This window comes from Gilvirhabdus luticola (assembly GCF_040117515.1).
Classification (GTDB): Bacteria; Bacteroidota; Bacteroidia; order Flavobacteriales; family Flavobacteriaceae; genus Gilvirhabdus; species Gilvirhabdus luticola.
This window is the reverse complement of record NZ_JBEEEN010000006.1, coordinates 179,397-200,335: the sequence shown is the minus strand read 5'-3', so window position 1 is coordinate 200,335 and position 20,939 is coordinate 179,397. Positions and strand designations below refer to the sequence as shown.

At 32.9% G+C, this 20,939-nt stretch carries 14 protein-coding genes; 6 read left to right on the top strand and 8 right to left on the bottom strand.

Translation table 11 applies throughout. The features are described from left to right. Positions 1-105 precede the first annotated feature (105 nt). Both mfd and AAFP94_RS11355 read left to right on the top strand, forming a co-directional pair. Entirely contained in the window at positions 106-3,507 is a 3,402-nt protein-coding gene (gene mfd, locus AAFP94_RS11360; RefSeq protein ID WP_316662853.1) for a transcription-repair coupling factor, read from the top strand. Positions 3,508-3,572: 65 nt separating this feature from the next. Next, the gene (locus AAFP94_RS11355) at positions 3,573-4,907 is read left to right on the top strand and encodes a TlpA family protein disulfide reductase (protein WP_316662852.1); all 1,335 of its coding nucleotides are present in this window, start codon (positions 3,573-3,575) and stop codon (positions 4,905-4,907) included. Here AAFP94_RS11355 and AAFP94_RS11350 read toward each other — a convergent pair. Next, the gene (locus tag AAFP94_RS11350; protein WP_316662851.1) at positions 4,904-5,263 is read right to left on the bottom strand and encodes a YraN family protein; all 360 of its coding nucleotides are present in this window, start codon (positions 5,261-5,263) and stop codon (positions 4,904-4,906) included. The two genes, AAFP94_RS11355 and AAFP94_RS11350, sit on opposite strands and share 4 nt — an antisense overlap. A gap of 303 nt (positions 5,264-5,566) precedes the next feature. Here AAFP94_RS11350 and AAFP94_RS11345 point away from each other — a divergent pair, with 303 nt between their 5' ends. Next, a complete protein-coding gene (locus AAFP94_RS11345; RefSeq protein WP_316662850.1) occupies positions 5,567-6,202 on the top strand; it encodes a formylglycine-generating enzyme family protein in 636 nt (211 codons plus the stop codon). Positions 6,203-6,273: 71 nt separating this feature from the next. On the opposite strand, the gene AAFP94_RS11340 is transcribed toward AAFP94_RS11345, so the two are convergent. Beyond that, positions 6,274-7,200: a S66 peptidase family protein gene (locus AAFP94_RS11340; RefSeq protein ID WP_316662849.1), complete on the bottom strand. Its 927-nt coding sequence runs from the start codon at positions 7,198-7,200 to the stop codon at positions 6,274-6,276. Positions 7,201-7,397: 197 nt separating this feature from the next. Between AAFP94_RS11340 and metG the strand changes: the two genes are divergently transcribed. From metG to AAFP94_RS11325, 3 genes are all read left to right on the top strand, one after another. Further along, positions 7,398-9,458 (top strand): methionine--tRNA ligase, encoded by a 2,061-nt coding sequence (metG, locus tag AAFP94_RS11335; protein ID WP_409628594.1) that lies wholly within the window; start codon positions 7,398-7,400, stop codon positions 9,456-9,458. A gap of 105 nt (positions 9,459-9,563) precedes the next feature. Further along, positions 9,564-10,034: a lipocalin family protein gene (locus AAFP94_RS11330; RefSeq protein WP_316662847.1), complete on the top strand. Its 471-nt coding sequence runs from the start codon at positions 9,564-9,566 to the stop codon at positions 10,032-10,034. Positions 10,035-10,039: 5 nt separating this feature from the next. Beyond that, complete coding sequence (locus AAFP94_RS11325; protein ID WP_316662846.1) at positions 10,040-10,732, top strand: OmpA family protein; 693 nt, start codon at positions 10,040-10,042, stop codon at positions 10,730-10,732. 98 nt (positions 10,733-10,830) lie between these two features. Here the strand turns inward: AAFP94_RS11325 and AAFP94_RS11320 are convergent, their stop codons facing one another. The 6 genes from AAFP94_RS11320 to gltB form a co-directional block, all read right to left on the bottom strand. After that, complete coding sequence (locus AAFP94_RS11320) at positions 10,831-12,687, bottom strand: SulP family inorganic anion transporter (protein ID WP_316662845.1); 1,857 nt, start codon at positions 12,685-12,687, stop codon at positions 10,831-10,833. Between the two features lie 29 nt (positions 12,688-12,716). Next, positions 12,717-13,379: a DUF2490 domain-containing protein gene (locus tag AAFP94_RS11315; protein WP_316662844.1), complete on the bottom strand. Its 663-nt coding sequence runs from the start codon at positions 13,377-13,379 to the stop codon at positions 12,717-12,719. A 27-nt stretch (positions 13,380-13,406) separates the two neighbouring features. Beyond that, positions 13,407-14,036 (bottom strand): carbonic anhydrase family protein, encoded by a 630-nt coding sequence (locus AAFP94_RS11310; RefSeq protein ID WP_316662843.1) that lies wholly within the window; start codon positions 14,034-14,036, stop codon positions 13,407-13,409. A 165-nt stretch (positions 14,037-14,201) separates the two neighbouring features. Next, complete coding sequence (locus AAFP94_RS11305) at positions 14,202-14,498, bottom strand: hypothetical protein (protein ID WP_316662842.1); 297 nt, start codon at positions 14,496-14,498, stop codon at positions 14,202-14,204. A 62-nt stretch (positions 14,499-14,560) separates the two neighbouring features. Next, positions 14,561-16,027, bottom strand: coding sequence for a glutamate synthase subunit beta (locus AAFP94_RS11300; protein WP_316662841.1), 1,467 nt, complete (start codon positions 16,025-16,027; stop codon positions 14,561-14,563). 5 nt (positions 16,028-16,032) lie between these two features. Beyond that, a complete protein-coding gene (gltB, locus tag AAFP94_RS11295) occupies positions 16,033-20,535 on the bottom strand; it encodes a glutamate synthase large subunit (RefSeq protein WP_316662840.1) in 4,503 nt (1,500 codons plus the stop codon). Positions 20,536-20,939 lie beyond the last annotated feature (404 nt).

The window sequence follows — 20,939 nt, the reverse complement described above, 5'->3', positions numbered from 1 at the left end:
ATCCTAAATATTTATTTAAAATTTTCAGAGTAAATATAATTTTATTAATAGTTTTTATCAATAAACTCATGAACAAAATTTTATATTTGCCTAAAATTTAGTTGAGTGAGTAAATGGGTTCTCTCGCAAACTTATGCACAGACTTTGCAAACGCAAAATCTGCAAACTTCTATTGCAAAAAATGAAAGCAAAACCTTTCTAAAAGGCCTAACAGGATCTTCATTATCATTTGTAGTTATTGAAGCTTTTAAAGAGGCGAACAAACCATTCCTTATAGTTTTTAATGATAAAGAAGAGGCGGCCTTCTATTTAAATGACCTGGAGATTTTACTTAATGATAAGGACATTCTTTTTTATCCAGGAAGTTATAGAAGACCTTATCAAATTGAAGAAACAGATAGTGCCAATGTGCTATTGAGAGCAGAGGTTTTGAATAGAATTAACTCACGAAAAAAACCTGCAATAATTGTGACCTATCCAGACGCCCTTTTTGAAAAAGTAGTAACTCGTCGAGAGCTGGAAAAAAATACGCTGAAAATTTCTGTAAATGATAATCTTTCTATCGATTTTGTAAATGAAGTTTTATTTGAATATCAGTTCAAACGTGTAGATTTTGTTACAGAACCAGGAGAGTTTTCTGTTCGTGGCGGTATTGTTGATGTGTTTTCTTATTCGCATGATGAGCCTTACAGAATTGAATTTTTTGGGGATGAGGTGGATAGTATAAGAACGTTTGATGTTGAAACCCAACTATCAACAGAACAGATAAAGAAAATAAATATAATTCCTAATGTTGCTAATAAGTTTTTGGAAGAAAAACGACAGAGTTTTTTAAATTATATAGCTTTTAAAACAGTTGTTTTTGTTAAAAATTCAGATTTATTCTTTTCAAGAATTGATGACTTTTATAGTAAAGCAGGAGAAGCATTCAAAAATCTTAGTTCAGAAATAAAACATGCAGAACCTGAAGAATTGTTTTGTAATTCAGGGTTGTTAAAAAAGCAATTATTAGATTTCAATTTAGTGGAATTTGGAACCACGTCATTATTTTGTCATTCAGAGCGAAGAGAAGAATCTATTGATTCAACAGAGATTACCACGACACTAGCTCCGCGCAATGACAAGACCATAGAATTCAACACTACACCACAGCCTTCATTTAATAAGCAATTCAATTTATTAATTGATAATTTGAATATAAATCATGATAACGGATATACCAATTATATTGCTTGTGTAAGTGAGCAACAAGCCAAACGTTTTCACGATATTTTTGAAGATGTAGAACAGGAAGTTTATTACAAAACCATTGTATTATCCTTATATCAAGGATTCGTAGACCATGATAATAAAATAACCTGTTACACAGACCATCAAATCTTTGAGCGTTATCATAAGTTCCATCTTAAAAATGGTTATGCCAAAAAGCAAGCCATTACCCTTAAGGAGTTAACAAATCTAGAGATTGGTGATTATGTAACCCATATTGATCATGGTATAGGCAGGTTTGGCGGGCTCCAAAAAATTGATGTTGAAGGTAAAAAACAAGAAGCCATTAAATTGGTTTATGGCGAACGCGACATCTTGTATTTAAGTATTCATTCTCTTCATAAAATCACAAAGTTTAATGGTAAAGATGGTAAGCCACCAAAAATATATAAGTTAGGAAGTAAAGCTTGGAAAACCCTTAAGCAAAAAACCAAATCTAGAGTTAAAGAAATTGCATTTAATTTGATTAAGGTTTATGCAAAACGAAAGCTAGAAAAAGGTTTTCAGTACAATCCAGACAGCTATATGCAACATGAGCTTGAGGCCTCTTTTTTGTATGAAGACACTCCAGATCAGAGTTCAGCGACCGATGATATTAAAGCCGATATGGAAAGCGAACGTCCAATGGATAGATTGGTTTGTGGAGATGTAGGTTTTGGAAAGACAGAAGTGGCTATTCGCTCAGCTTTTAAAGCTGTAGATAATGGGAAACAAGTAGCAGTTTTAGTGCCGACAACCATTTTGGCCTATCAACATTACAGAACGTTTACAGAACGTTTAAAAGATTTTCCAGTTACAGTTAATTATTTAAACAGATTTAGAACCACAAAACAAAAACGTGAAACATTAGAGCAACTTGAAAGTGGAGGTTTAGATATTATTATTGGCACGCACCAATTGGTGAATAAAAATGTAAAGTTTAAAGATTTAGGACTTCTTATTGTAGATGAAGAACAAAAATTTGGTGTTGCAGTTAAAGAAAAACTAAAAACTTTAAAAGAAAATGTAGATGTCCTTACGCTTACCGCGACGCCAATACCAAGAACGCTTCAATTTAGTTTAATGGCAGCGAGAGATTTGTCTGTAATTACAACGCCACCACCAAATCGTTATCCAATAGAAAGTCATGTTATACGTTTTAATGAAGAAACCATTAGAGATGCTATCTCATACGAAATTCAACGTGGAGGTCAAATATTCTTCATTCATAATCGTATAGAAAACATTAAAGAAGTGGCTGGTCTTATTCAGCGTTTAGTACCTGATGCAAAGATTGGAATTGGTCACGGACAGTTAGATGGCAGAAAACTGGAGCAATTGATGCTTGCTTTTATGAATGGCGAATTTGATGTTTTGGTTAGTACAACTATTGTAGAAAGTGGTCTTGATGTTCCAAATGCCAATACTATTTTTATCAATAATGCCAATAATTTTGGATTGAGTGATTTGCATCAAATGAGAGGTCGCGTAGGACGAAGTAATAAAAAAGCATTTTGTTATTTTATTACTCCGGAATATTCTGCAATGACCAATGATGCAAGAAAACGAATTACTGCTTTAGAACAATTTACCGAATTAGGAAGCGGATTCAATATAGCAATGAAGGACCTTGAAATTAGAGGTGCTGGTGATTTACTAGGAGGAGAACAAAGTGGCTTTATTAATGATATTGGTTTTGACACTTACCAAAAAATACTAAATGAAGCCATAGAAGAATTAAAAGAAAATGAATTTAAAGACCTGTATCAAGACGATGGTAAAGACAAAGAATATGTAAAAGACATTACTATTGATACAGATTTTGAGCTATTATTTCCAGATAATTACGTAAATAATATCACAGAACGGTTAAATCTATACACACAACTAAATAATATTAAAACAGAAGAAGAACTTCTTAAATTTGAAACCGAAATTATTGACCGTTTTGGAGAATTACCAATTCAAGTTGTTGATTTGTTAAATAGTGTTCGTATAAAGTGGTTGGCTACAAGAATTGGGTTAGAAAAAGTGGTAATGAAATATGGTAAACTAGTTGGCTATTTTATTAGCGACCAAAAAAGCCAATTTTACAACAGTAAAGATTTTACCAAGGTCTTACAGTTTGTTCAAAATAATCCAAAATTATGTAAAATTAAAGAGAAACAGACTAGAGTAGGATTGAGACTTTTAATTACTTTTGACCATATAAAAACCATACAAAAAGCATTGGATGCGATGCAATCAATTGTGGCTTGATTCTTGTCGTCATTAATTTTAAAATGTGACCTTTAAAATTTTATTGAGTCTTTAATAAAAAAACAGTGTTTAAAAAAATAGTGCTATTTGCAGTTTTAATGCCAGTTTGGATGTTTTGCCAACATTCAATAAAAGGGAACATTTCTCCAAATATTGGATATAAAAATGCTATAATTTATAAAATCAGCCCAGCCCAATTACATTATATCACTCATGCACCAATAGATGAAAAAGGTTCATTTAATATAGTATTAGATTCAACGGCTTCGAGTGGCATGTATAAATTGGTATATGCCATTCCTGAAGAAGAGTATAATTTCGATATTATTTATAATGCAAAAGAAGATGTAGAATTCAAATTCAATACTGAAACAGGGATATCATATCAAAAATCTATTGAAAACCAATTAGTGACGTCTTATACTATAAGTATGTCTTTAATAAGTCAAGACATTGGAAATTACTTTGTTGAAGACAGCAATGATACTTTGGTACTGAAAGACATTTTCAAGAATCAAAGAAAAACACAATCAAAGTTTGAAACAGATGCCAAAGGCACAATAGCTTATCATTTTATAAAGGCAAACAAGCCTTATATTCCAAAAAAATATGAGACTTATGATGAATACATTAACAATTTAAAAATTCACTTTTTTGATCATGTAAATTTTAACGATACTATTCTACAAAGCTCAAATTTCTTGATTGAAAGAACGCTTAATTATGTTTTCGGTATAACAACAGAAGATAAGGATGAAGCTTCAAATTATATAACCAATATCGATGAAGTTAATAAAGCATTGAAGAGTGCAAAACCTATTATTAAACAAAAAATTTTAGAAGTGTTATGGCAACAAATGGCAGATGCTGGTTATGATAGCGTTGCCAATCATATTTCAGATAAGTATTTAGGTCAAATAGCAAAACAGTTGAATAATACTGAACTATTAAACAGAATGGCTTTGTTTAAAAGCCTTTCAATTGGCAATAAAGCTCCAGATTTTACTTTAAGAATTAAGCAAGGTGAAGAGTTTGTTTCTAAACAATTAAGTGAAATTGACCTTGCTGAAAATTACATTGTCCTGTTTTGGAGCAGTATGTGTTCTCATTGTTTAGATGAAATACCTCAATTACAATCACACGTTAAAAAGCTTCCAAAGGGAAAAATAAAAGTTATCGCTATTGGTCTTGAAGATGTAGCAGAAAATTGGAAAAAAGAAGCCATTAAGTATCCAGAATTTTTACATGTTCTCGGGTTAAACAAATGGGAAAATAAAATAGCAAAAAGCTATAATGTTAAGGCAACACCTACATATTTTTTATTGAACAAGGATAAAAAAATTATCGCCAAACCTTTTGACTTTGAAGTATTAGAAGCTACTCTATCTGTGAAACTTTAAAAATGATAAAAAGCATTTTCTATATGCTCAATATTGAAGTTCTGTTTTTCTTTTACAATAGCAATAATATCAAAACGAACCTCAACATCCAATTCGTTAACAGTTACATATTCATGAACAGCTTTTACCAAACGCTGGATTTGTTTGGGTTTTACAAAGTCCTGTGGTTTTCCAAATTCTGAAGTCGAGCGTGTTTTAACTTCAATAATTGCAAGTGTACCTTCTTTTTTTGCAATAATATCAACTTCGGCTTTATCAAATCTGTAATTGCTTTCTATAATTTCGTAACCACTTTCCAATAGAAAATTTACTGCAAGTTGTTCGCCTATTTTCCCTAGTTGATTGTGTTGTGCCATATTATTTCGCTTAAAGCCAAAAAAGTAATCAAATAAACCAAAAGTTTAATAATTTTTGACACTTTTTTGACATTTTTAAGTAGTGATTAATCTAAATTTACACTAGATAAAAAATTAAATATGGTAAGATACCTGTCATAAATAATTCTGTGCTTATTAATTTTTAATTCTTGTAAACAAGAGCTAAAAGAAGTAGAGATAGATTGGGTTTTCGTCAAAGGAGGAACTTTTAAGCAAGGTAAAAATTAGTTTATTATAAGCCCATCAAACGATACTGTTTATGGATTCACAAGCCCAAAACGTATGATAGAATTAAGTGACTTCTATATTAGCCGATATGAAATTACTGTGGCACAATTCAAAGAATTTTGCAAACAAACCAATAGAGAAATGCCAGAACCGCCAATTGAAACTGCTTTTGGTAAAGAAAGCACATATACATGGGAAGACAACAGTCCAATGTTGGCTAATTGGGATGAAGCCAATGCCTATGCAAAATGGGCTGGAGGAAGATTGCCTACCGAAGCTGAATGGGAATATGCTGCAAAAGGTGGACAAAAAAGTAAAGGATACAGGTATAGTGGAAGTAACGATCCTGTTGAAGTAGGTTGGGTTGCAGAAAATTCAGATAGTACATTTCACGATGTTGGCTTACTCAAACCAAATGAGTTGGGAATATATGACATGACAGGAAATGTCAGCGAATGGGTTTCTGATTGGTATAATCCTGAAAAGGATAGCTTGGTGAGTAAAATAAATCCACAAGGACCTGAAGATGGCACTGGTAAGATATCTAAAGGCTTAAGTTGGTTTTATGATGCTTATGGTCGAGATGGGCAACCATTAGAGTATGGCATTCATCTTCCTGAAGTAAGGTACCAGCCACCAAAAAACACTAGAAATGATGGTTTTGGATTTAGAATTGCAAAGGATAAATAAGACTTTTAGTTAGTAAGGTTTGAAGGCAGTTATTTTAATAACCTTTTCTCCAAATTGATTGTGTTGGGCCATTACTCTTTAAAAACAATAGTCGATTTATCTTTTTGAACTATTAATTCAACTGTTCTCCCAAGTATCATAGCACGATTATCTTTTTCGTGCCCAGCTGGCATATTAAAGGAAATTGGGAAATAGTATCCAGACAAAGCATCTAAAATTAATTGTTCAACAGACGTTCCCCAAAGGGTCGTATTTTTGCGCAGGTTGGTCATATCGCCAACAATAACACCTTTACAATTCTCAAAATAACCAGCACGTTTTAAGCTTTGTAACATTCGGTCTATATGGTATTTGTATTCACCAATTTCTTCAATGAACAATATTTTTCCAGAGACATCAATACTTTCTTTAGAACCTAGCATTGTGTGTAATACTGTAAGATTACCACCAACTAATGGTGCAACGCTATTCCCAGCTTTATTGTATTTAGAGCCTTCTAAAGTATATGATAAGGGTTTTCCAAAAATAGCATCTTTAAACGTTGCAATGGTTTCTTCAATTTCTAATAAATCATCGGTTAAGCTTGTACACATCAACGCATGAATACTTTCAATTCCTTCATTGTGAAACTGATTGTGCAAAGCGGTTATATCACTATAACCAATTAACCATTTAGGGCTTTGCTTTAATTTAGAATAATCTAATTTATCTAAAATCCGAACAGTTCCGTAACCACCTCGTGCACACCAAATAGCTTTTATTTTTGGATTATCAATTGCTTTTTGAAAATCTTCACAACGTTCATCATCTGTTCCAGCAAAATGATTGGCTTTGCTAAATACATGCTTGCCAACAACTACGTTTAAACCCCAACGTTTTAACAATTCTATAGCTTGATTAACTTCTTTTTCCCGATGGCTCAAAATACCTGAAGGCGCAACAATAGCAACAGTGTCACCAACTTTAAGATATGGTGGTTGAATAAGTTTTTTATTCATAGTTGAATCGGTATTAAATAAAATTGATTCATGTGCTTCTGCTGTTTTAGGGAGCAATAAAACTATACAAATAACAAAAAATATCATGCGATTTAAAAACATAAAATAGGCTTTTTGTAAATATAACGAACTTCTCAAGAATTCCTTTTCTAATTCGCTTTCAAATTATGTATTTTTACCCCTTCAAAAGAAACCAAATGTCAAAACGATATACAATTACTGCTGCACTTCCTTACACCAATGGACCTATACATATTGGGCATTTAGCTGGTGTGTATGTGCCGGCTGATATTTATGCTCGTTATTTACGATTAACAGGAAATGATGTGGCATTCATTTGCGGAAGTGATGAGCATGGAGTTCCTATTACTATAAAAGCAAAAAAGGAAGGTGTATCGCCTCAAGATGTAGTAGATAAGTATCATGCAATAATCAAAGAGTCGTTTGACGAGTTTGGAATTTCTTTTGATAATTATTCGCGCACTTCGGCAAAGATTCATCATGAAACCGCTTCAGAATTTTTTTTGGATCTCTATAAAAAAGGTGAGTTTGTAGAAGAGATTACAGAACAGTTATATGACGAAGAAGCCAATCAGTTTTTGGCAGATCGTTTTGTAACAGGAACTTGCCCTAGATGTGGAAATGAAGAAGCTTATGGCGACCAATGTGAGAATTGTGGCTCGAGCCTTAATGCAACAGATTTAATAAATCCGAAATCTGCAATTACAGGAAATGTACCAACTTTAAAGCAAACTAAACATTGGTTTTTACCATTAGACAAACATGAAGCCTTTTTAAAAGAATGGATTCTTGAAGGGCATAAAAATGATTGGAAATCGAATGTTTACGGACAGTGTAAATCTTGGATTGATGATGGTTTACGTCCGCGAGCAGTAACTCGTGATTTGGATTGGGGAATTTCTGTTCCGCTTCCAGAAGCAGAAGGCAAAGTTTTGTATGTTTGGTTTGACGCGCCAATTGGGTACATTTCTTCAACCAAAGAATGGGCTGAACGCGTTGGTAAAGATTGGAAACCTTACTGGAAGGATAAGGATACTACATTGGTTCATTTTATAGGTAAAGACAATATCGTATTCCATTGCATTATTTTCCCTGCAATGTTGAAAGCTGAAGGCGGCTATATTTTACCCGAAAATGTGCCAGCAAATGAGTTCTTGAACTTAGAAGGTAATAAATTATCTACTTCAAAAAACTGGGCCGTTTGGTTACCAGAATATTTGGAAGAGTTTCCAGAAAAGCAGGATGTTTTGCGTTATGCGTTAACAGCAAATGCGCCAGAAACTAAAGACAACGATTTTACTTGGAAAGATTTTCAAGCGAGAAACAATAACGAATTAGTAGCCATTTTCGGGAACTTTATAAATAGAGTGGTTGTTCTTACTAATAAATATTATGGCGGAATTGTCCCAATACCAAGTGAATTTTCAAAGGTTGATAACGAAACTTTGGCAACTGTAAAAACATTTCCAGGAATTATTTCAAACTCCATCGAACGCTTCAGATTTAGAGAAGCAAGTCAAGAATTGTTAAACCTTGCAAGATTGGGCAACAAATATCTGGCAGATGAAGAGCCTTGGAAAGTTATTAAAGTAGATGGGACCAGAACACAAACCATCATGTTTGTAGCTTTACAAATTGCATCGGCATTAGCGACATTGTGTGAGCCTATTTTGCCGTTTACCTCGGTTAAGTTGAAAGAGATTTTGGATGCCAATTCTAGTAAAGTTGATAACTCTTGGGAAGACATTTCATTAAAAGAAATTTTATTGCTATCTGGTCATAGAATTGGAAAAGCCGAATTACTTTTCAGTAAAATTGAAGATAAAGAGATTGAAGTGCAATTAGAGAAACTTGAAGCCAGTAAAAAGGCAAATGAAGCTGAAAGCAAAACAGTGGAGCCTCAAAAAGAAACCATTACGTTTGATGATTTTACAAAACTAGATATACGTGTTGGAACTATTTTGGAAGCTAAAAAAATGCCAAAGACTAAAAAACTTATTGTTTTAAAAGTTGATACAGGAATTGATGTTAGAACCATTGTTTCTGGTATTGCTGAAAGTTTCACCGCCGAGGGCGTTGTTGGTAAAAAAGTCACTGTTTTAATAAACCTTGCACCAAGAAAACTGCGTGGCGTAGAAAGCGAAGGCATGATTCTAATGACCGAAACTCTTGATGGGAAATATGTGTTTATAAATCCAGATGACAATAGTGTTCCCAATGGCTTACATATAAGTTGATTTATTATCATTTAAAATGGAAATTATATAATCAAAATTCATAATCATATAATATGAAATTTCAATAGGTGTTGCACCTTTGTGCCATATTAAATGTTTAAAATTATGAAAAGAATAATATTAATTTTTTTGGCAGTTGGCTTGATTGGTTGTGGTTCTTCAAAAACGGTAAGAAATTCAAAAACAGCCATTAAAGGGAATTGGACATTAAATTCAATAACCTATAGCGAAGCCGGAAAATATAATGTAACGCTACTTAATGACACTTCAAAAAATTGCTTTGAAAACAGTACATGGCAATTCATTCCAAATAATAACACAGGAACATATACCATTAACGATTCAACTTGCTCTACAGGAGTGCGTAATTTTGTGTTTACTATTCAAGAAGTAAACGCTGAAACGGGGCTTTACGATTTCTTATTGAAACCAACAGACAACAAAAATAAATCTAAAACAAATCAAGGATTTAGATTAAAACTAATGTCTTTAACCGAGATAACCATGCAATGGCAACAAACCGTAAATGTAGATGGACAACCATTCAATATTCAAATGAATTTCACTAAACTTTAATCATTATGAAAACAATTTTAAATAAAATAGGATTGATATTTTTTTCACTTATCTTAACTGACTGCAAGGCAGTAGATAATGCAAATAATAAACAAAAAGGTGCCGTAATTGGAGCTGCTAGTGGTGCCGTAATTGGAGCCATTATTGGAAACAATGTAGGAAAGGGAGGAAATGGTGAACTTGGTGCCGTTATTGGCGGTGTCGCAGGCGGTACAGCTGGTGTGTTGATTGGTAGTAAAATGGATAAGCAAGCACAAAAGATCGAAGAAGAAATTCCTGGTGCCAAAGTAGAACGCATTGATGATGCTATTGTTGTGACGTTTGATGAAACTAGCGGTGTTCATTTTGCGACAGATAAATACAATATTAATGCAGCTTCCCAACAGACATTAGATAAACTTGCAGGCGTATTTGTAGAATATCCAGATACTAATATTCTAGTAGTAGGACATACAGATAGTGTTGGTACTGAAGCGTATAATATGACACTTTCTAAAAACAGAGCTTATGCCGTAACAAATTATCTTACAAATAAAAGATTGAGCGCTGGACGGTTTACTACCAATTGGTTTGGCGAAGCGCAGTCATTGTATGATAATTCAACAACTGAAGGACGAGCTAAAAACCGAAGGGTAAACGTTGCTATTTTACCAAACGAAAAAATGATAGAAGACGCTAAACAACAGTCAGGAAACTAACGCTTATTAAATATTCCTTTTAATAATTCAGCTACATAAAGACACTAAAAGTGGAATACGGCATAAAACGAAGTACTTTGTTTTATGCCGTAATAGTTTTAACTTTTTAGATTCTCTTTAATCCACATAGTACATTCTTTAAATGTACTGAAAATATGCTCTTCAGGAATAAAATCTGGAATAATATCAATACGCTCCATCATATATCTGGGTTGATTTAATATATCCACAAATAATACTTCAATGTTTTGTTTTTTCAAATCTTGCAGCATATCTTCCATCGCATATAATCCGGACTGATCCATATATTGCATACGGTCTAAACGCATAATAACATGTGATGCCGTAGATGGTATTTGAGCTGTTAGCTGTTGAAAATTACTGGTATTTCCAAAGAAAAGAGGACCTTTAATATGTTTAATAAAGACTTTCTCTTTAAGTTGTTCTGGAAACCCTATTTCATCATCCCATGCTTCTTCTTTTATTGGTTTTACATCAGAACGCTCTGCACTTAAATCTCCAATTTTCTTCATAAACATGAGTGAAGCAATAACCAACCCAATTCCAACTGCATATACTAAATTCCAAAACGTTGAAAGGAGCAATACAATTATCATTACTATGACTTCTGAACTGAATTTCAAAGGTCCAATCTTCATGTCTTTTGGTAAACTTGGAATAGCTTTCAAACCTTTATAATCCATAACACCAATACCAACTGTGATCAGAATACCTGCTAAAACAGCTGCAGGAATTTTTGATGCAACTGGCCCTAATCCTAGTAAAATTATTAAAAGCATTAACCCAGAAATCATTCCAGAAAGTTTGGTTTTTCCTCCAGATGTGATATTGACAACAGTTCTAATTGTGGCACCAGCACCTGGAATACCTCCAAAAACTGCAGCAATACTGTTTCCAATGCCTTGACCTACCAATTCTTTATTTGGTTTGTGTTTAGTTTTGGTCATGTTATCGGCTACAACACTTGTTAATAATGAATCTATAGCACCCAGAAGTGATAATGTGAGTGCCGTAAATATGTATGGTGTAATACTGGCCAAACTAAATTGAGTAAATATTTCTAAATTTGGGATTGGTAAGCCACTAGGAATTTCTTCAATAGGCCTATAATTTAAACCAAAACCAACTGCAATTCCAGACATGATAATCAATGCGACAAGCGTACTAGGAACTGCTTTAGTAATGCGTTTAAAACCATAGATAATAAAAATAGTACCCAAGGCAAGAATTAGCTCTAACCAGATTATATTTTGTAAAGCTCTTGGAACGGCTTTTAAAGCTCCAAAAGCCCCAGACGCATCTTTTGCAGCCAGCGTTTGTGATTCTTTAAGAATATCCTCTTGGGTTATTAATTCTGCACGAGAAATGGTTTCTTTAAAATTCTCAAGCACTAAAATGCCTTCTCCTGCTTCTTCTTTCAAAATGTTTTCAAGGATAAGTTCTTCTGCTTGCGGTTTAAACTGATTTACAAATTCTATATCCTCTTTTGGGTAATATCCAAGAGAAGGCAAAATTTGTGTTGCCAAAATAATGACTCCTATGGCAGTCATAAAACCAGAAACCACGGGATAAGGTATGTACCTGATATATTTTCCCAAACCTAAAGCTCCCAAACCTATTTGCATCAAACCGGCAAGTAAGAACACAGTTAAAATTATTGGAAGAGCTTTATTAACATCACCGTCATTTGCAGCAATTATTCCTGCAATGATGACCATACTTACAGCAGTCATTGGAGCTGTAGGCCCAGAGATTTGAGTGTTTGTGCCTCCGAAAAGAGAAGCAAAAAAGCTTATAAAGATTGCGCCATACAATCCCGCAGTTGGCCCTAAACCACTGGACACTCCAAAGGCAAGTGCTAAAGGAAGTGCAACTATACCAGCTGTAATTCCACCGAAAGCATCACCTTTAATATTAGAAAATAATTTATTCATATTTCTATTGATTTTTTTGATTAAACTTATTAAAAAGTAAAGAATGTTATTATGTTAAATTGATCTCTATTTGTTGTTTCAAAAAACTGGTTCATATAACCAGCTTCGAGTTTTAAATTATTATTGATTTTATATCCAATTCCCGCATATAATCTATTTCTGTCAAAAATGGAGCTTTTACTATTCAAAAATATTTCGTTGTATGCCGAAAAGTAATATTTATTGGATTCTGATTTAGAAAAAGGAACGTTCAATCCAAGAAAATATCTAAATCGCAGCTTAAAATCTGACTCTACAAAACGTTGTTCAAACCTGTATCTGTGGTTTAGTGTTACATTTCCAATGCTTTGTTTTGAAATAAATTGCTGAAATATTCTATGCTCATTCACAGATGACTTATCATCAGAATTTGGGATGTAGTTTTCAGACAGAATGTATCCATAACCCAACAAAACGTTACTCTTGTTTTCATTGAAACTATATCCTAAACCAGTTCTTAAAAGAAGTTGCTCTAAATCACCTATAATATTATAATTACGATATTGAACTTCATGATGGATATTCCATTTGGTATCTATTTGTTTATTACCAAGATAAATTAGCCAGTTTCCGAAATTACTGTCTTGTGCATTATTTAAGTTAGGAAGCACTAATAAAAAAGTTAGTGCGACCAAACTTAATTTCTTTTTCATAATTAATTTTTGTAACCTCATTATTAATTATTCATAAAAAGTAACAGAGCCATCGCTAATGTCGTACATAGCACCAATAATCATGATTTCACCATTCTTTTCCATTTCTGAAAGAATAGGACTTTCTGAATGAATTCTATCTATGGTAAGTTCTACATTCTTTTTTGAAACTGAATCCACAAATTCAATATTTTTTGAATTTCTTAAATTGTCATCTTGAGGTTCTGATACAGCATTTACTGCTGGAGTTATTTTTTCAATAAGTTTGGTTAAATTCCCGAGTTTTGCGTCATCACACGCACCCTTTACTGCACCGCAACTTGTATGACCAAGAACAACTATGAGTTTTGTTCCAGCAAGCTTACAAGCAAATTCCATACTGCCTAAAATATCTTCATTTACAAAATTACCTGCAATACGAACGCTAAAAATATCGCCAAGACCTTGGTCAAAAACAAGTTCGGCTGAAACTCTGGAGTCTATACAACTTAAAATTGTTGCAAACGGAAATTGTCCTTCACTAGTGTCATTAACTTGCTCTAATAGGTTTCTATTTGCTTTTAAATTATTTTGAAATCTAATATTCCCTTCTTTTAAATATTGTAAAGATTTTTGAGGAGTCATTGTTGCTTGAGTCTCTCTAGTATGTGCTTTCATAATATGTTTTTAATTTTTATTACCAGTTATGTTATGTTTATTTTATGTTAAATACAAATTTATCCATATTTATTTTAGCTAAATATTAGCTAAAATGAAACTTTTTAAGACAGTATTTGTTTTTTTGATTTCTAAAAAAAGTTTTACATAAACTTTTTTTCTAATTTATAATAATTCTGGAGGAGGAGAATGTAAAATAATATGAGAGGAATTATAAGCCATTGCATAAAAAACGAAATTAGCTTTGTTTTCTTTTAAAATGAAATTATGCCTAATAATTTGAGGTTGAAAATCATCAAATTCAAAGAGTTTATTTAATTCATTTCCTTTATTCTCTTCTTCATTTAAATCAAAAGACATAGTAAAATTAAAATCTTCATGTAAAGAAGATAATATCGCAGGAGTTATTATTAGCGATAAAAAAATTAATGATAGGAAAAATGCAATTCTACTTTTTTTCATCTTAAAATATGAAATGCAAATATATAATTTGCAATTAAATGTTTTGTTAAAAAAATTTAAAATTAAACTCTAGGCAAATCGTTATCATCTTTTAATGGAAGATTAGAATGCCCCATTAAATAAGTATCAACATAGTGAGCTGCTTGTCTTCCTTCTGAAATTGCCCAAACTATAAGTGATTGTCCTCTTCGCATATCTCCTGCTGTAAAAATACCTGAAACGTTCGTCATATAACTATTGGTTGTTGCCTTAATGTTAGTTCTAAAATCTGTCTCTAACCCAAGTTGTTCAGATAATGTTGATTCTGGCCCAGTAAATCCTAATGCTAAAAGTGCCAAATCACAATCCCAATTCTTTTCTGTGTTTGGCAATTCCTTTAATTGAGGCCTTTCACCTTCTTTGTAAATCCATTCAACTTCAACCGTTGTAAGACCTTTTAAATTTCCATTTTTATCACCTATAAATTCTTTTGTAGAAATACTAAAGAAACGTTCTACACCTTCTTTATGTGATGAGCTGGTACGAAGTCGCATAGGCCAATATGGCCAAGGCTGTTCAGCTGGTCTACCAGTTGTTGGTTTACTCAATATTTCAAAATTTGTAACAGATTTTGCACCATGTCTGTTAGAGGTTCCTATACAATCTGATCCGGTATCACCACCTCCAATAACAATAACGTTTTTATCTTTTGCAGTTAATACTTCATCAAATTTGGATAATCCATCTACACGTTGATTGTTTTGTTTTAAAAAGTCCATAGCTTGATATACGCCTTTTAAATGAGCACCTTTTATAGGAATCGAACGCTTTACAGTAGCACCACCACAAAGAACAATGGCGTCAAAATCACTCTTTAAAGTTTCTACACTTACATTTTCACCAACGTGGGCATTTGTTTTAAATACGATTCCTTCTTCTTCAAGAACTTTTAATCTTCTATCGATAATATGTTTTTCAAGCTTAAAATCTGGAATACCATAACGCAAAAGGCCACCTGCTTTTGCATCACGTTCAAAAACGTTAACGAGATGTCCAGCCCTGTTGAGTTGTTGGGCAGCTGCTAATCCTGACGGACCAGAACCAATTACGGCAACCTTTTTTCCTGTTCTTTTTTCTGGTTTTTGAGCGGTTATCCAACCTTCCTTGAAGGCTGTTTCAACAATATTTTTTTCAATATTTTCTATACTCACAGGGTCTTCATTAATACCAAGCACACAGGCCTCTTCACAAGGCGCTGGACATAATCTTCCAGTAAATTCGGGAAAATTGTTTGTAGAGTGAAGAATTTGAGATGCTTCTTTCCATTTGCCTTTATATACCATATCATTAAAATCTGGAATCAAATTCCCTAAAGGACAACCACTATGGCAGAATGGAATACCACAATCCATACATCTTGCGCCTTGATTTTTTAGAGCATTTTCTTCCATAGGAATCGTAAATTCCTTGTAATTTTTCACCCTTTTTTTAACAGGTTGATAAGTTTCAACCTCTCTAGTATATTCCAAAAATCCTGTTATCTTTCCCATAATCACTATTTTATAATAAGGTTTTCAGCTTCTAATCTCATGAGAGCTTGTTTATATTCTTCAGGTAGTACTTTGATGAATTTTGGCAATTCAACTTCCCATTTTTCAAGAATACGTTGCGCCAGAGGACTCAAAGTTGCATTATAATGATTTTCAATTAAATCTTTTAAAGTTTGAATATCTTCTTGTTCAACAACCGGATCTAGATTAAGACCTTCAGTATTACAGTTCCTTTTAAATGAATTATTTTTATCATAAATATATGCTATTCCACCACTCATACCGGCTCCAAAATTCCTACCAACTTCACCCAAAATAACGGCAATTCCTCCGGTCATATATTCGCAACCATGATCTCCAATGCCTTCTACAACAGCTTTAGCACCTGAATTTCTAACACAGAAACGTTCTCCGGCTTTTCCATTTATATAAATCTCTCCTGAAGTAGCACCATACAATGCTACGTTACCAATAATAATATTTTCTTCTGGAATTATAGTGGCTTCTTCAGGAACTTTCACAATTAATTTGGCTCCAGAAAGACCTTTGCCTAAATAATCATTGGTATTGCCACTAACAACTAAAGTCAAACCATACGTAGCAAAAGCCCCAAAACTTTGCCCTGCAGATCCAGTAAAATTAATTTTCAACGTATTTTCTGGTAATCCTTGAGCGCCATAAATTTTAGATATCTCATTACTTAATATTGCTCCAAAAGCTCTGTGTCTATTTGTTATATTAAAGTCTAAAACTGTTTTTTCTTTTCTAAAAAGTGCTGGATGGGCTTTATTAATGATCTCAAAATCCAATGATTTTTCTATATAATGATCTTGTAGTTCAGTATGATATAATTTAGTTCCACTCGGAACAGATATCTTATGTAAAATTGGAGACAAATCAATGCCTAAAGCCTTATAATGTTCTATGGTATTATTTCTATCAAGTTTGTGAACCTGCCCAACCATTTCATTGACTGTTCTAAAACCAAGTTGAGCCATTATCTCTCTTAATTCTTGAGCAATGAAGTACATGAAATTAACAACATGCTCTGGTTTGCCTTCAAACTTCTTGCGCAATTCTGGGTTTTGGGTCGCTATTCCTACAGGACAAGTATTTAAATGACATACACGCATCATTATGCAACCTGATGCTACCAATGGTGCAGTCGCAAAACCAAACTCTTCGGCACCAAGTAAACAAGCAATAGCAACATCACGTCCAGTCTTTAATTGTCCATCACATTCCAAAACCACCCGATTTCTCAAGTTATTCATCACTAGAGTTTGTTGTGCTTCCGCAAGTCCAAGTTCCCAAGGTAAACCAGCATGCTTTAATGAGGTTAATGGAGAGGCTCCTGTGCCTCCATCATGTCCAGAAATTAAAATAACATCGGCTTTAGCTTTTGCAACACCTGCTGCTACTGTACCAACTCCAACTTCTGAAACTAGTTTTACATTAATCCTTGCTTCTCTGTTAGCAGATTTTAAATCATAGATTAACTGTGATAAATCTTCTATAGAATAAATGTCATGATGAGGTGGAGGCGAAATTAAACCAACATAAGGTGTAGAATTTCTGGTTTTGGCAATTGATGGGTTTACTTTTGGACCTGGTAATTGACCTCCTTCACCAGGTTTTGCACCTTGAGCCATTTTTATTTGAATCTCTGAAGCATTGGTAAGATAATTTGAAGTTACGCCAAAACGACCAGAAGCTACTTGCTTTATGGCACTATTTTTCCAGTCACCATTAGCATCTTTGTAAAATCGTTCTTGATCTTCACCTCCTTCACCAGAATTACTTTTGCCACCAATTCTATTCATTGCAATGGCTAGATTTTCATGTGCTTCCTTGCTTATAGAACCATAAGACATTGCACCAGTTTTAAAGCGTTTTACAATTTCTGTCCAAGGCTCTACTTCGTCAACAGGAATAGGATCATAGTTTGTAAATTCAAACAAACCTCTAATAGTCATTAATTTTTTGGTTTGATTGTTTACTAATTCTGAATATTCTTTATATGTTTTTGGTTTGTTGCTCCTTACGGATTCTTGAAGTTTGGCAATAGTTAATGGATTAAACAAATGATGTTCTCCATTTCTCCTCCATCTGTATTGACCTCCAACTTCTAGATCTAATTCGGCAGCAATATTTTGATCTCGATAGGCTTTTTTGTAACGCTTACTTATTTCTTGTTCAATTTCTAACAAACCAATTCCTTGAATCCTGGTTACTGTATTTGGAAAATATTTGTTTACTGTTTTGGTATTGATGCCTATACATTCAAATAATTGAGAGCCTCTGTAAGAATTAAGTGTTGAGATTCCTATTTTATTCATGACTTTTAAGATGCCTTTCCCAACGGCTTTGTTGTAGTTTTGTATGGCCTCTTCTGTTGTGATACTCGAAGTTTCTAAATCATTAATTCTATCTTCGATAATTTCATTGACCATATAAGGGTTTATAGCACTTGCGCCATACCCAAACAGTAATGCAAAATGATGAACTTCTCTTGGTTCGGCAGATTCAATGATAACACTTATTTTAGAACGTTCTCCTAATTTTTGAAGCCCATTGTTTATATACGAACAAGCTAATAAAGCTGGAATTGGAGCATTTTCTTTATCAACAGCCCTATCAGATAGTATAATAATGTTGGTTCCTTGGTCTATAGCAATAGATGCCTCATGTATTAAATTCTCTAATGCTTCAACTAAACCATTGTGGCCTTTTACAACTGGGTAAGTAATAGATAAGGAAGAGATTTTAAAATCTGGATTTTTATAACTTTTTATTTTATCAAGATCCTGTTTAGAAATTACAGGATTATTAATTTTTAACTTCTTACAATGGTTATCATTTATATCAAAAATGTTATAATCTTTTCCCAGAGTAAGACTAATATCCGTAATTAATTCTTCTCTAATGCCATCTAAAGGTGGATTTGTTACTTGAGCAAAAAGTTGCTTAAAATAATTATAGATTAATTGAGGGCGTTCTGATAATACGGCAATAGGTGTATCACTTCCCATTGAACCTATTGGCTCTTTACTATTTTGAGCCATTGGCAAAATAATTGTGTTTATATCTTCTTGAGTATAACCAAAAACCGTCATTCTTTTATGGAGATTTTCCTGATTATAAAATACAGGACAATCATTATAAGGAATACTTTTCAACAGCACTAAATTATTATTTAACCATTTTCTGTATGGATGTTTAGACGCTATATGTTCTTTGATCTCTTCGTCATTAATTATTCTTCCTTGATTCATATCAACCAAAAACATTTTTCCTGGTTCAAGCCTACCATGATATTCAATGTTTTTTGGATTAATATCTATAACACCTGTTTCTGAAGACATAATTACATAATCGTCTTTAGTAACTGTATACCTAGAAGGTCTTAATCCATTCCTGTCTAAAACAGCACCTATATAATCGCCATCGGTAAATGGAATTGATGCAGGGCCATCCCAAGGTTCCATTAAACAAGAATTATATTCATAAAATGCTTTTTTTGAATCAGACATTTCTTCATTTTTTTCCCATGCTTCAGGAATTAACATCATCATAACTTCTGGAAGAGGTCTGCCAGTCATTAACAAAAGCTCAACTACCATATCCATAGATGCTGAATCTGATTTTTTTGGTAATACTATTGGAAGGATTTCTTTAATCGAAGAACCAAACCAATCACTTTGCATTAGTTCTTCTCTAGAATACATTCTAGATACATTTCCTCTTAAAGTATTTATTTCGCCATTGTGACACATATACCTGAATGGTTGTGCTAAATCCCACGTTGGGAAAGTATTGGTTGAGAATCGTTGATGAACTAAAGCCAGTCTTGTAACGAGTGATGGATCTTTTAGATCTTTGTAATATAGCTTTATGTCTTCAGGAATTAATAACCCTTTATAAATAATAGTTTTTGAAGAAAGGCTTGGAAGGTAGAAAAATGAATTTTCTGATAATTTTGAACCATAAATAGCGTGTTCAGCTTTTTTTCGTGCAATGTATAATTTTAAATTAAACTGGAAACTATCTTGTTTGGCATTAGATTTTCCTATAAAAATTTGTTTAGTGTAAGGTTCTGTAACAGCAGCAATTTCACCCAATACAGAAACATCTACTGGCACATCGCGCCAACCTATAATATGAAGCTCTTGTTCTTTTATAAACTTTTCAAAAATATTGATGCAGTACTGCCTTTGGTTTTCTTTTTTTGGTAAAAAAACATTACTAACCGCGTAATCTCCAGATTTTGGCAGTTTAAAATTACAGTTCTTAACAAAAAAATCATGAGGAATATCTATTAAAATTCCAGCACCGTCACCTGTTTTACCATCTGAACTCACAGCACCTCTATGGTCTAATTTTTCAAGAATCTCTAAAGCCTTATGTATAATATTGTTAGACTTTGTACCCTTCAAACTACAAATAAAACCTGCCCCACAATTTTCATGTTCAAATTCTGGTAAATACATCCCTTGTTTCTTCAACATAATCAAAAAAATTTAGCTTAAAACACACACTAATAATTAACTAATATATGTACTAGTAATAAAAGAACAATAATACCTATTCTAGAATTATGGGATTTGGAAATAATTTAATTAATAATGCTAATTCTTCAATTATATCAAACCCATTTTATGAAAACCTCAATTGTCATTTCTGTACAAAATATCAATACTTAATGGAAAATACTTGCAATTGAAGATAATATAATAAAGAAATAACACAAGTGAGAGATATAAAGTAAAAATAATTCAACATCAAAATTTACAAATTATGAAATTTTATCTACTATGAATCATGTACCCATAAAAAAATAGGGCATAAAATATTAAATTAATAAAAATACACCACAATACCCTTAAAATTTATGGGGTAACTATTTTTTTAT